Genomic DNA, 13605 nt, shown 5'->3' with positions numbered 1-13605 from the left:
AATCAATCCAGATTCAGTTGTTTTCCGAACCGCTCGCGCGCCGTACGGACGGCCGCCTCCCGGTCGGCGAACGCCCCCGTGCCTCCGGCCGCCGTCGTAGAGATCGCTCCGGTGAGGTTGCCCGCATCCTGGCACTCCCCGAGCGAACCGCCGCGGACGAAGCACCGGATGAACCCGGCATTGAAGCTGTCGCCCGCACCGATGGTATCGACCGCCTCGCGGTTGAGCAGCGCCCCGACCTCGCGGCATTCCCCGCCGGCCGTGACGAGCACCGAGCCCCGGCTGCCGCGCTTGACGATCATGGCGCGCCGCAGCCACGGCCGCACGCTCCCGATCGCCTCGTCGAGCGACGCCGCATGCGCGAGCGCCGTCAGTTCCGCCTCGTTGGGCATAAAGATGTCGATGAGCGGCAGCACCTCGCGGCAGTCGATCCGCCACTCCTCGGCGGGGTCCCACTGCGTATCGAGCGAGACGGTCGCGCCGCCGTCGTGCGCCGCCCGCAGGATCGGCACGATATCGGCCAGCAGCCCGGGCTGCATGAAAAGCGACGAGAGGTGAATATGCCGGGCCGACAGGAAAATCTCCGGATCGAGGTCGGCGAAGCGCAGGGCCTCCATGGCTCCCGGATAAGTGACGTTGGCCCGGTCCTCGCCGTAACTCATGACGACCGTGACGCCGGTGGCGCGGTCCGCCGCCTCGATCACATAGCGCGTATCCACGCCGCGCGCCTCGAGACTTCCGCGCACCAGCTCCCCGAAGGCGTCGCGGCCGATCATGCCCGCGAACGCCGTGCGGGCGCCCAGCGCCGAGACGTTGGCGGCGAAAATGGCCGTCGAGCTGCCCAGCGTGCAGATCATGTCCCGGGCGAAAATCTCCTTGCCCACCTCGGGAAACCCGGCGATCCGGTTCAGGATCAGGTCCACGTTCAGTTCGCCCAGCGCGATGACATCGAAAGTTTTCATAGCGCGTCTCGGTTAGAGCAGGTCGTTCAGATTGACCAGGTTGAAAGCCGTGAAATACTTGTCCATGTCGCGCTCGATACGCCCCAGCACCATCTCCTCGGGATCGTATCCCGCACGACGCAGGTTGTCGCAGAGCATGTAGCGGGCGGCCAGCGCCTCGGGCCGCTGCCAGATATAGCGGCAGCCCGTCTTGACGAGCCACATCCGGCGTTCCGCGCCGAGCTGATCGAACTCCAGTCCGGCCTCCTCCTCATGCAGCCATTTGCGCCAGCGCCCCGACTCGCGGACCAGCCGCTCCAGCACCCCGGTCATGCGCGAGGCCATCGCCACCGTACCTTTCTCCAGCTCGCGGCTTTCGAGCAGCTCCAGCTCGGCCAGCGCGTCGTATTCGCTCATCGTGAACTCCGGGCCCACATTGGCGGCGCCCATGCCGCAGAGGGGATACTGCTCGGGATTGCTCACCCCGTCGGTATAGTGGCCCTTGATGAAACTGCCGTAGGGGCGTACCTTGTCCGTCAGCACACGCGCCACCCCGGGATCGAACGTCGCGGTATGCAGGTCGGTCCCCACCTTGCCCACGACGAAGCAGGGCCATACGTCCTCCAGCCCGGCCTCCTTCAGAGCGGTTTTCAGCTCCGCGAGGAACGTGTCGAAGGTCTTCTCGTCGGCCAGTCCGCCGTGCACCTCCTCGGTTCCCACCTCGTAGGAGACGGGCGGCAGTCCGCGTTCGCGGCGGAACCGCTCGACATGGGCGATCAGCTCGACGGTGCGGGCGACCACCAGATGGATGCTGATGATCTCCCCCTTCGGCACGAAAATATCCACCGTGGGATCGACGTGGATCAGGTCGTAACCGGCCAGCACGGCGGCTTCGAACGACTTCTTCACGCCGTTCATGGCCTCCTCGGGCGACCAGCGCTCGACGGCCTGCCGGTCCTTGAGCCACGGACCGCCGTGGTCGATGGCGATGACGGTCGTACCCGTATAATGGATGGCCTCGGCCTCGAGACGCGCCATGCGTACGAAGTCGGCCGGCGTCATCCCCGTATAGCCTCCGTCCACGTCGATCTGGTTCAGGGTCGCGGCGAAATAGATCGGGGCGTTGTTGCGGCGTGCGGCGCGGAATGCGGCCTTCGTCACGGCCACCGAATTGGGGCACACAGCGAAGATGGTGCGGGGAATCCCCGTCTCGCGGGTGATCCGGCCGATGGATTCGAGCAGTTGTTCGGTTTTTTTCATAGCGATTCCGGAAAGTCGGTTGTATTATCGTTCGTAAGGATAGATCGTGACCCCCTCCACGACACGGTGGATATTGCCCGACACGGAGGGCGAATCGGGATTCAGCCCCCGGTCGAGGGATTTGTAATAACCCAGCAGTTGGGCCGTAAAGACATAGGGGATGCAGCCATAGACACCCGTATCGCCGCCGCCGAGCACCACGTTCAGATCGAAGGAGACGCCCCCGACGGCGTAAGGCTCCGCCGAAACGGCCACCACGGCGGCCGTCCGGTTGTTCGCATCAATCTGCCGGATCAGGTCCTCCTCGTAACGACGTACGGCGGGATCGCGCGAAACGAGGTAAACCAGCAGCGAATCCTCCTTCACGACGGCCTTCGGACCGTGGCGGAATCCGAGAAACGAATCGAAGCCGCACATGACGCCCCCGTCGGTCAGCTCCTGCAACTTGAGATGCGACTCCTCGGCGATACCCTTCAGCGCGCCCGATCCGAGGAAGACCGCCCGCGAGAAGTTCCGCCGTGCGACCGCCGCGATCCGGCTGTCGTAAGTCTCCAGCGCACGGGCGGTCTGGTTCGCCAGGCATTCGACCGCCGCGGCGTCCCCGCCGATCCGGTCGATGCGCGAAACCAGCAACGCCGTAAGCAGCATGGTCGAGAAACTGCTGGTCATGGCCAGACTTCTGTCGTCCGTCTCGGCGGGCAGGAGCAGCAGCAGCGAATCGCGGTGCGCCGCAGCGATCCGGGCCAGCCGCCCTTCGGCGTTGCAGGTAATGAAGATATGCGCGACCCGCTCTCCTCCCAGCCTGTCGGCCAGCTTGATAGCGCCGAGGCTCTCGGGACTGTTGCCCGAACGGGCGAACGACACGAGCAGCACGTTGCGCCCCGGAGTGAACCAGGAGGCCGGATGGGTGATGATGTCGGTCGTGGGAACTGCCGCCGCCCCCTCGAAGAGCGAACCCGCGACGGCCGGAACCAGCGCATCGCCGATATAGGCCGAAGTGCCCGCTCCGGTGAAAAGCACCCGGTAGCCCCGCTCGATGTGCGAGCGCACGAACGTTTCGATCTCCTGCCGCCGCGCCGCGATCCGGTCGTACTGCTGTTTCCAGACACGGGGTTGCTGCATGATCTCGGCATAGGTATATTGGCCTTTACTTTGCATAATCAGGACTTTTAATTCGACGAAGGCAAAAATACGCAAACCGAAAATTTCGCAATGTTTCGAATACGATATTTTTTCAGACACCACGACCGACGCAGAGAGGAAAATAGCGCATAATAAACTATAAAACAATGAAATAGCCCTCAACAATCCGGCCCGAAATTTAATTTCACAAAGTTTCGAAACTCACATTTCAGTTTATGACGGAAATTTTTCATATCTTTGCATCCGTAACACGACCTCTAACCCAATCTTACACCGGGCAGTACGATGGACAACACGCTAAAAACGACAAAAGGCAGAAGATCAATGATTCTGCAACGACTGAAAAGCCAGTCGGCGATCTCGGTCGAAGAACTCCACCGGGAATTCGGCGTATCGGAAGTTACGATCCGCAAAGACCTCAACGCACTCGACGAACGGAATCTGCTGATTCGGACCCGCGGCGGAGCGATCGGCCTCCCCAACACCGAGGCCGAGAGCAAGGAGGACACGCCGATCCACAACAAGCGGTTTTTCAACACGCGCGAAAAACAGGCGATCGGCCGCGTCGCGGCCACGCTGATCGAGGAAAACGACACGATCCTGCTGGACTCGGGCACCACGACACTCGAAATAGCGCGCAACCTCCACAAGTTCCAGCGGCTCACGATCATCACCAACTCAATCAACATCGCGGCCGAGCTGCTGGGCTACAAACGGTTCAATATCATTCTGCTGGGAGGCAATCTGCGCGGAGCGTCGCAGTCCACGGTGGGACCCATCGCCGAAATGAACCTCAAGGTTTTCTATTGCGACAAACTGTTTTTGGGCGTGGACAGCTTCAATATCGAATGCGGACTGTCCACCCCGAATATCGAAGAGGCGAATATCAACCAGATGATGCTCTCGATGTCGAAACGGGTGATCGCGGTGTTCGACTCGAGCAAGTGCAACAAGCGCAGTTTCGCCTTCATCGCCCCGGTGGACAAAATAGACGTCGTGGTGTCGGACAGCAACCTGCCGGCCAATATCCGGAACCAGCTACGGTCCATGCAGATCAAAGTCTACGCGGCCGAAGTGCATCCGTAACCGGCCGCATTCGAAACTTTCGAAATATATTTCTGCCTGTCAGGCGCCCGCAGCGTCCGCGGAACCAACCGGACGGACAGACCGAAGAAGGGGGGGGGCTGCGATCGTTCCGGATCGCAGCCCCCCTTCTTCCGCATCTCCGGCCCGTCCGTCCGGAAGACGCACCGGAAAAAGCCCGAACAAAAACAGGCGGAAACCGGAGGAGCCGGAAACCCCGGGGAGGCAGAATCCCCGGACCCCGGTTCAGCCGGATACGTCCGGCCGACGCATACTCTCCGGCCTATCCCTGACCACGCCCCCGCCCGCACGGAACCCGGATGCAAAAATCCGGATACGAAAAAAGGCCCGGCCTTCACAGGCCGGACCCTCGGAATATCCGCAGCCGAAGCCGCCGGAAATTTTACTTGCGGTAAACCTTCTTATAGCCGTAGATGGCCTCGTCGCCCAGCTCTTCCTCGATGCGGAGCAACTGGTTGTATTTGGCCATACGGTCCGAACGCGACATCGAACCGGTCTTGATCTGACCCGAGTTCGTAGCCACGGCGATATCGGCGATCGTCGAATCCTCGGTCTCGCCCGAGCGGTGCGACGTAACCGACGTATAGCCGGCGCGGTGCGCCATTTCGATCGCGTCGAGCGTCTCCGTCAGCGAGCCGATCTGGTTCACCTTGATGAGGATCGAGTTGGCGCAGCCCATCTCGATGCCCTTCTTCAGGAACTCGACGTTGGTGACGAACAGGTCGTCGCCGACGAGCTGGCACTTGCCGCCGATCTCGGCGGTCAGCATCTGCCAGCCTTCCCAGTCGTTCTCCGACATACCGTCCTCGATCGAGTCGATCGGGTACTTCTCCACGAGGCCCTTCAGGTACTCCACCTGCTCCTTCGAAGTGCGCTTGGCGCCCTTCTCGCCCTCGAAGATCGTATAGTCGTACACGCCGTCCTTATAGAATTCCGACGAAGCGCAGTCCATGCCGATCATCACGTCCTTTCCGGGAACGTAGCCGGCCTTCTCGATGGCCTTGATGATCGAATCCAGCGCATCCTCCGTACCGTTCAGCGCGGGAGCGAAACCGCCCTCGTCGCCCACGGCGGTCGAGAGGCCGCGCTCGTGGAGCACCTTCTTCAGGTTGTGGAACACCTCGGCGCCCATGCGCAGACCCTCCTTGAGCGACGGAGCGCCCACGGGACGGATCATGAACTCCTGGAACGCGATCGGAGCGTCCGAGTGCGAACCGCCGTTGATGATGTTCATCATCGGCACGGGCAGCGTCTTGGCGTTCGAACCGCCGATATAGCGATAGAGCGGCATGCCGAAGTAGTCGGCGGCGGCGCGGGCCACGGCCAGCGACACGCCGAGAATGGCGTTGGCGCCCAGCTTCGACTTCGTAGGCGTGCCGTCGAGGGCGATCATCGCCTTGTCGATGCCCACCTGATCGGCCACGTTCATGCCGATAATGGCCGGAGCGATCACCTCGTTGACGTTCTTCACGGCGTTCAGCACACCCTTGCCCAGATAACGGCTCTTGTCGCCGTCACGAAGCTCGAGGGCCTCGTGCTCACCCGTCGATGCGCCGCTCGGAACGGCGGCACGGCCGAATGCGCCGGATACGGTACGAACTTCGACCTCGACGGTCGGATTGCCTCTCGAATCGAGGATCTCCCTTGCGTGAATCTCTACAATCTGCATAGTTGTAATAATTTGAATTATACGGTCTTAAAACTTTCTGTCCGTTTTGCACCGCAAAGTTACAAAATAATTGTGAATTGCGGATTCGCCGGCTGTTATTTTTTTCACGCCGCGGAATCCCCCGCCGAAGGCCGCGACAGCTTCCCCGCCGGTTTGGGAATCCGCCGCAAAATCGTATCTTTGTCCCGTGAACCCGGACGCCGTTCCGCGGAACGGCGTCCGCACACGACAACCGAACGCGTTCATATACTTTCGAATGCACCGGCGCCCCCGCGGCCGGATGCGCCCGAAGGAATAGGACCGTCCAAACAAAGATTCGCTTCCATGCGCAAAGTACTCTCCTTCTCTCTCTTCCTCATGGCGGGACTCGTGGCCTCCCAACTGCTTCCCGGCGCGCTCGGCGCGGGTTACGGCCCGTTCAAGGCCGCGGCCGACACGCTGCTGTACGTCTGCCTGGGATTCATCATGATCAACGTGGGCCGCGAGTTCGAAATCGACAAGACGCGCTGGCGCTCCTACACGGCCGACTACTTCATCGCCATGGCCACGGCGGCGCTGCCCTGGCTGCTCATCGTACTCTACTACGTCTTCGTGCTGCTTCCCTCCGATCTCTGGAGCGACCCGGCAGCCTGGAAGGAGAACCTGCTGCTGAGCCGCTTCGCCGCCCCGACCTCGGCGGGCATCCTCTTCACGATGCTGGCGGCGCTGAAGCTCAAGGAGAGCTGGATCTACCGCAAAATCCAGGTGCTCGCCATCTTCGACGACCTGGACACCATCCTGCTGATGATCCCCCTGCAGATCCTGATGATCGGCCTGCGGTGGCAGATGTTCGCCATCGTGGCCATCGTCGTCGTGCTGCTCGCCGTCGGCTGGCGCCGGCAGGGCACGTGGGACGTGCGGCAGGACTGGAAACGCATCCTCGGGCTCTCGGTCGCGGTCTGCGCGCTGACGCAGGCGATCTACCTCGCCACGAAACACTGGTACGGCCCCGAGAACAGCATCCATATCGAGGTGCTGCTCCCGGCCTTCGTCGTCGGGATGCTGATGCGCCACCGGCATATCGACACGCCCGCCGAACGCCGCATCGCCACGGGCATCTCGTTCCTCTTCATGCTGCTCGTGGGAATAAGCATGCCGCTGATGACCGGCTCCGGAGCCGCCGACGCCGCAGCCGCGGCCTCCTCCGTCACGGCGTCGCAGCCGATGATGCCGTGGGGCGTCGTGGCCCTGCACGTGGTGGCCGTATCGCTGCTTTCGAACCTCGGCAAACTCGTCCCCCTGTTCTTCTACCGCGACCGGAAACTGAGCGAACGGCTGGCCCTCTCGGTGGGCATGTTCACCCGCGGCGAAGTGGGGGCCGGGGTCATCTTCATCGCCCTGGGGTACAACCTGGGCGGCCCGGCGCTCGTCGTCTCGGTGCTGACGCTGGTGCTGAATCTGGTGCTCACGGGCGGCTTCGTCGTATGGGTCAAGCAACTGGCGCTCAAAAGTTACACGCCGGAGACGGCCAACGGAAAAACCGTATGAGACGTCTGCTGCCGCTCGTCGCCGCCGTGCTGCTGATCGCGCCTGCCGCGGCGCAGGAACGCGCGAAGAACATGCTGTCCGTGCGCGGCGGCGCGACCTTCGCCCACCTGCAGGTCACGCTCGGCTCGCTTCGGGCCGCCACGGAAACACGCACGGGTTACCATATCGAAGTGGCGGACGAGGTGCTGCTCCACCGCAGTCTGCCCCTCTACGTCGAAACGGGCATCGGTTTCACGAGCGCCGGCGGCGCATACCGGGGGCTCGCCATACGTCCCATGTATCTGCAGGTTCCCCTGCTGCTGAACGTCCGCATCCGCCTCGGGCGGCGGCTCGATCTCATCCCGGCGGCCGGAGCGTGGTATGCCGTGGGGCTGGGCGGCAAGATCCGCAGCAGCGGGGCATGGTACGACCTGTTCGGGCCGCACGGCGCGCTCCGCCGGTCGGATTTCGGCATCCGGCTGGCTCTCGGCGTGGAGTGGCGGCGGATCCAGCTCCGCGCAGGCTGCGACGTGGGATGTCTGAACACCCTTTCCGAAGAGTACACCCTTCCCTCCGACCCCGACGGGGACCTGACGAAGTTCCGATTCGACGGATTCCGCAGCCGCAACCTTTCCGTCGGCATCGGCTACCGCTTCTGAACCGCTGCGGAAAGACGAAAGGACGCCCCGCGGGGCGTCCTTTCGTTTTGCCGGTCCGGCAGGCCATCCGGCCGCTACTCCCGCAGCAGCACCGACGAATCGCCGTAGCTCAGGAAGCGGAACCCGTGGTCCAGCGCATAGTCGTAGATGTTCCGCCACTCCTCGCCCACGAAGGCCGAGACGAGCAGCAGCAGGGTCGATTTGGGCTGGTGGAAATTCGTGACGATATTCCTTACGATGCGGAACTCGTAACCGAGCGGCGTAATCATGATCCGCGTAGCGGCCTTCAGCCGGTCGCAGCCGTGCGCATCCATCCACGCGAGCAGCTCCTCCAGCGCCTCGCGCCCCGTATAACCGGAAGGAATGTCGTACGGCTCCCACTGCCCGATCACCCGCTCCGCGTCGGGCGTTCCGCCCGTGCGGATGCGCCACGCCAGGGCCGCGAGCGATTCGAGCGTGCGCACCGAGGTGGTCCCGACGGCGGTGATATGCCCCCACCGCTCCAGCAGGCGGGCCACCGTCGCGCGCCGCACCTCGAAATGCTCGGTGTGCATCGGATGCTTCGCGGCGTCCTCGTCCTTCACGGGCAGGAACGTGCCCGCCCCGACGTGGAGCGTCACCTCCTCGAAACCGAATCCGCGGGCTTCCATCGCCCCGATCAGCTCCGGCGTGAAATGCAGCCCCGCCGTAGGGGCCGCCACCGACCCCTCCACTTTCGAATAGACGGTCTGGTAGCGCGTGTTGTCGATCTCCTCGCTCTCGCGGTTCAGGTAGGGCGGAATCGGAATCCGCCCCAGGTGCTCGAGCAACTGCCCGAAAGTCATCGGGGCCGTCCATTCGAAGCGCACGACGCATTCGCGCCCGCGGTCCTCGACCATCCGCGCCCGAAGGTGCTCGGCCCGCCCCGCGCAGTCGAAGCCGACGGCGACATACCCCTCCTTCCACTTCTTGCGGTTGCCCACGATGCACGACCACTCGCACGCGCCCCGCACGGCGAACGCCCGCTCGTAGTCGGCCGGTGCGTGCGGTTCGAGGCAGAACACCTCGATGCGCGCCCCCGAGGGCTTGTGCATGATGATCCGCGCGCGGATGACCTTCGTGTTGTTGAACACGAGCAGCTCGCCCGCGGGCAGCACGTCGCCGATGTCGGAAAAACGCGTCTCGGCGATCCGTCCACGGCGCCAGACGAGCAGCCTCGAGGCGCTGCGCTCGGCGAGCGGGAACCGGGCGATCCGCTCGTCCGGAAGCGCGTAGTCGAAACTGTTTATGTCTATATGTCGCTCCATATTTGCCGGAATTTGTGCGGCAAAGTTACTATTTTTTGTAACTTTGCGGCGCTTAATGGTCAGAAAACAATGAAAACCGACTTTCTGGTTATCGGTTCCGGCGCGGCGGGCCTCTCGTTCGCGCTGAAGGCCGCCGCCCACGGCCATGTCACGGTCGTGACCAAGGGCGAGATCGCGGAGTGCAACACCAATTACGCACAAGGCGGCATCTGCTCGGTCACCTACGCCCCCGACACCTTCGAGAAGCACATCGCCGACACGCTCGTATGCGGCGCGGGCAAATGCGACGGGAAGGCCGTGGAGCTGGTCGTGCGGCGCGCTCCCGAGCTGATCGGCGACCTGATCGCCTGGGGCACGCGCTTCGACACGACCCCCGACGGACGCTTCGAGCTCAACCGCGAGGGCGGCCACTCGGAGCACCGCATCCTCCACCACGAGGACCTCACGGGCGCCGAGATCGAACGGGCCCTCGTCGAGTCGGTGCGCCGCCACCCGAACATCACGGTGCTCGAGAGGCACTTCGCCATCGACCTGCTGACGCAGCACCACCTGGGCGAGTTCGTCACGCGCCACACGCGGGGGCTGACGTGTTTCGGCGCCTACGTGCTCAACGAGCGGACCAACGAGATCGAGACCATGCTTTCGAAATTCACCGTCGTCGCCACGGGCGGCTGCGGCAACATTTACTCCTCGACCTCCAATCCGGTCGTGGCCACGGGCGACGGAATCGCCATGTGCCACCGCGCCAAGGCCATCACCGAGAACATGGAGTTCATCCAGTTCCACCCCACGACGCTCTACAACCCGGGCGAGAAGCCCAACTTTCTCATCACCGAGGCCATGCGCGGCTTCGGGGCCATCCTGCGCCTGCAGTCGGGCGAGGAGTTCATGGACAAGTACCATCCGATGCGCTCGCTGGCGCCGCGCGACGTCGTGGCCCGCGCCATCTACCGCGAAATGACCCGCCGGGGCGAGGATTTCGTTTACCTCGACGTGACGCACAAGGATCCCGCGGCCGTGCGCAGCCACTTCCCCAACATCTACGAGAAGTGCCGCTCGATCGGCATCGACATCACGAAGGACTGGATTCCCGTGACCCCCGCGGCGCACTACTGCTGCGGCGGCGTGAAGGTGGACACCAACGGCGAAACCTCCATCCGCCGCCTCTACGCGCTGGGCGAAACCTCCTGCACGGGGCTGCACGGCGCGAACCGGCTGGCTTCGAACTCGCTCATCGAGGCGGTCGTCTATGCCGACCAGGCCGCACGCCGCACGGCGTCGCTCGTCGGCACGGTCGATTTCCAGGAGGGCATTCCCGACTGGGATTTCGAAGGCACGCAGCACACCGAGGAGATGCTCATGCTCATCCAGTCCAAACGCGAGGTGCAGCAGATCATGTCCAACTACGTGGGCATCGTGCGCTCGAACCTCTCGCTCAAACGCGCCATGCGGCGGCTGTCGATCCTCTTCGAAGAGACCGAAGAGCTCTACGGCAAGACCAAGCCCAACCGCGAGCTGTGCGAGCTGCGGAACATGATCGCCGTGGCGTACCTCGTAATCAAGCAGGGGCGCGAGATCAAGGAGTCGGTGGGCTGCCACTACAACATGGACTACCCCAAGGAGTAGCCCCGCCCGGAACGCCCCCGCCCGCATCCCGGACGCAATGCGGCGGGTCCTTGCCGAAAGGGCCGGACGAAAGGGCCCCGCAGGTGCGGCGGCCCGCCGCGAAACAGCGTCCCGCAATCCGGGATCGGTCCCGGAGCCAATTCGCCATACGACTATGACACAACAGGAAGAGATCACACGCCGGCGAACCTTCGCCGTCATCGCCCACCCCGACGCGGGCAAGACCACCCTCACGGAGAAACTGCTGCTCTTCGGCGGCGCGATCCACGTGGCCGGAGCCGTCAAGAGCAACAAGATCAAGAAGGGCGCCACGTCCGACTTCATGGAGATCGAGCGCCAGCGAGGCATTTCGGTGGCCACGGCCGTGATGGGCTTCGAATACGCGGGATGCAAGATCAATATTCTCGACACCCCCGGCCACGAGGACTTTGCAGAGGACACCTACCGCACGCTCACGGCCGTCGATTCGGTCATCATCGTCATCGACGGAGCGAAGGGCGTCGAGGCGCAGACGCGCAAGCTGATGGAGGTCTGCCGGATGCGGCAGACGCCCGTGATCGTCTTCATCAACAAGCTGGACCGCCCCTCGAAGGAGCCGTTCGACCTGCTGGACGAGGTGGAGAAGGAGCTGCACATCCGCGTGCGTCCGCTGGCCTTCCCCATTTCGAACGGCCCGACGTTCAAGGGAGTCTATAACCTCTACGAACGGCGACTGTCGCTCTTCACCTCGGACGAGAAACTGACGGCCGACGCCTCGACGGTCGAGATCGAAGACCTCGCATCGGCGGAACTCGACGAGCGCATCGGCGCGAAATTCGCCGACCAGTTGCGGCAGGACGTCGAGCTGGTCGAAGGGGTTTACGACGCATTCGACCGCGACGCCTACCTCCGGGGCGAGCTGGCGCCCGTATTCTTCGGATCGGCCGTGAACAACTTCGGCGTCCGCGAACTGCTCGAATGCTTCGTGCGCATCGCCCCCTCGCCGCGTCCGGCCCCAACCGAGACGCGCACGGTGGAGCCCGGGGAGCCGAAAATGACCGGCTTCGTATTCAAGATACACGCCAACATGGACCCCAACCACCGCGACCGCATCGCCTTCCTGAAAATCTGCTCGGGCACGTTCGAACGCAACCGGAACTACCTGCACGTCCGCAGCGGCAAGCAGATGAAATTCTCCTCGCCGACGGCCTTCATGGCCGAAAAGAAGTCGGTGATCGACTTCGCCTACCCAGGCGACATCGTGGGCCTGCACGACACGGGCAACTTCAAGATCGGCGACACGTTCACCGAAGGCGAAAAGCTCCGCTTCACGGGCATCCCGTCGTTCGCCCCCGAACAGTTCCGCTACATCGAGAACGCCGACCCGCTGAAGTTCAAGCAACTGGCCAAGGGCATCGACCAACTCATGGACGAGGGCGTGGCGCAGCTCTTCACCTCGTCGCTCAACGGCCGCAAGATCATCGGCACGGTGGGCGCGCTACAGTTCGAGGTGATCCAGTACCGCCTCGAGCACGAATACAACGCCTCCTGCCGCTGGGAGCCGATCTCGATCTACAAAGCCTGCTGGATCGAGAGCGACAACGCCGCGCAACTGGCCGACTTCAAACGCCGCAAGCACACCAACATGGCCGTGGACAAGCACGGCCGCGACGTCTTCCTCGCCGACACGAGCTATGCGCTCGCCCTGGCGCAGGAGAATTTCAAGGAGATCCGCTTCCACTTCACCTCGGAGTTCTGATCCGATGAAAAGCCCATTCGTCTGACATGAAGGCCGGTCCCGGAACAAAAGCGGTGCGATGCGTCCGCCTCTCCGGCACTACGGAAAACCGCCTTCCCGATCGAATACACCCTCCCCACCGGGAAACGGCATGCGGTAGAACCCGGACGAATCGGCCGGAACCGGCCGGGACGAATCACATCGGCACTTCGATCAGCAGCACGGAGGCATCGGCCGCAGCGTCAATGCGCAGTTCCCCCGCGCCGCAGATCCCGAGCCCGTCGCGCCGCGACAGGGTCTCTCCGGCCGTTTCGACGCACCCCTCCAGCACGAACAGGTAAACGCCGTCGCCGAAGAGCCGCAGGCGATAATCCGCCCCGCGTCCCGCATCGAGGTCGAGCGTATGAAACCAGGCCCGCTGGTGAATCCATCCCACATGCTCGTTCCCGAAACCCTCGGGCGCCACGATCAGCCGCAGCTCATTGCGCACGGCGGGGGCCAGCGTCAGTTGATCGTACCGGGGCCTGTGCCCGCGGGCATCGGGCAGCACCCATATTTGCAGGAACTTCACCGGCTCGGTGTCGCTGGCGTTGAATTCGCTGTGCGTGATTCCCGTACCGGCCGACATCACCTGTATCCCGCCCGGCCGCAACTCCTGCACATACCCCATACTGTCCCGGTGTCGCAGCGCCCC

Annotated in this window: 11 protein-coding genes (1 of these 11 cut by a window edge); 5 read left to right on the top strand and 6 right to left on the bottom strand. The window is 63.5% G+C overall.

The annotated features are described in order from the left end of the window. Positions 1-2: 2 nt before the first annotated feature. From FME97_RS08075 to FME97_RS08065, 3 genes are read right to left on the bottom strand one after another with little or no spacing between them, the layout of a single operon-like run. Entirely contained in the window at positions 3-962 is a 960-nt protein-coding gene (locus FME97_RS08075; RefSeq protein ID WP_141428833.1) for a carbohydrate kinase family protein, read from the bottom strand. A gap of 12 nt (positions 963-974) precedes the next feature. Beyond that, positions 975-2201: a class II D-tagatose-bisphosphate aldolase non-catalytic subunit gene (locus FME97_RS08070; RefSeq protein WP_141428831.1), complete on the bottom strand. Its 1227-nt coding sequence runs from the start codon at positions 2199-2201 to the stop codon at positions 975-977. A gap of 24 nt (positions 2202-2225) precedes the next feature. Then, positions 2226-3359, bottom strand: a complete 1134-nt coding sequence (locus FME97_RS08065; protein WP_141428830.1) for an SIS domain-containing protein — start codon at positions 3357-3359, stop codon at positions 2226-2228. A gap of 309 nt (positions 3360-3668) precedes the next feature. Between FME97_RS08065 and FME97_RS08060 the strand changes: the two genes are divergently transcribed. Then, on the top strand, positions 3669-4430 hold the full coding sequence (locus FME97_RS08060) for a DeoR/GlpR family DNA-binding transcription regulator (RefSeq protein WP_232522855.1): 762 nt from the start codon (positions 3669-3671) through the stop codon (positions 4428-4430). A 400-nt stretch (positions 4431-4830) separates the two neighbouring features. Here the strand turns inward: FME97_RS08060 and eno are convergent, their stop codons facing one another. Further along, complete coding sequence (eno, locus tag FME97_RS08055) at positions 4831-6117, bottom strand: phosphopyruvate hydratase (protein WP_141428826.1); 1287 nt, start codon at positions 6115-6117, stop codon at positions 4831-4833. Between the two features lie 324 nt (positions 6118-6441). On the opposite strand from eno, the gene FME97_RS08050 reads away from it, so the two are divergent. Together FME97_RS08050 and FME97_RS08045 are read left to right on the top strand one after the other, a co-directional pair. Then, positions 6442-7644: a sodium:proton antiporter gene (locus FME97_RS08050; protein ID WP_141428825.1), complete on the top strand. Its 1203-nt coding sequence runs from the start codon at positions 6442-6444 to the stop codon at positions 7642-7644. Further along, positions 7641-8282: an outer membrane beta-barrel protein gene (locus tag FME97_RS08045; protein ID WP_141428823.1), complete on the top strand. Its 642-nt coding sequence runs from the start codon at positions 7641-7643 to the stop codon at positions 8280-8282. Before FME97_RS08050 ends, FME97_RS08045 begins: the two co-directional genes overlap by 4 nt. 74 nt (positions 8283-8356) lie before the next feature. On the opposite strand, the gene FME97_RS08040 is transcribed toward FME97_RS08045, so the two are convergent. Then, entirely contained in the window at positions 8357-9568 is a 1212-nt protein-coding gene (locus tag FME97_RS08040) for an S-adenosylmethionine:tRNA ribosyltransferase-isomerase (RefSeq protein WP_141428821.1), read from the bottom strand. A 69-nt stretch (positions 9569-9637) separates the two neighbouring features. Here FME97_RS08040 and nadB point away from each other — a divergent pair, with 69 nt between their 5' ends. Together nadB and FME97_RS08030 are read left to right on the top strand one after the other, a co-directional pair. Next, positions 9638-11194 (top strand): L-aspartate oxidase, encoded by a 1557-nt coding sequence (nadB, locus tag FME97_RS08035; RefSeq protein WP_141428820.1) that lies wholly within the window; start codon positions 9638-9640, stop codon positions 11192-11194. A gap of 154 nt (positions 11195-11348) precedes the next feature. Continuing rightward, the gene (locus tag FME97_RS08030; RefSeq protein ID WP_141428818.1) at positions 11349-12932 is read left to right on the top strand and encodes a peptide chain release factor 3; all 1584 of its coding nucleotides are present in this window, start codon (positions 11349-11351) and stop codon (positions 12930-12932) included. A 175-nt stretch (positions 12933-13107) separates the two neighbouring features. Here FME97_RS08030 and FME97_RS08025 read toward each other — a convergent pair whose 3' ends face one another. Continuing rightward, a protein-coding gene (locus FME97_RS08025) for a pirin family protein (RefSeq protein ID WP_141428816.1) crosses the window boundary here: on the bottom strand, positions 13108-13605 show its 3' portion. It continues 213 nt past the right edge of the window; the window shows 498 of its 711 coding nt (coding positions 214-711); its start codon lies beyond the right edge, outside the window; it ends in the stop codon at positions 13108-13110.

This window comes from Alistipes dispar, assembly GCF_006542685.1.
In the GTDB taxonomy this organism is placed as follows: Bacteria; Bacteroidota; Bacteroidia; order Bacteroidales; family Rikenellaceae; genus Alistipes; species Alistipes dispar.
Note: the sequence above shows the minus strand (reverse complement) of the source record. Positions and strands in the feature narration are given on the sequence as shown.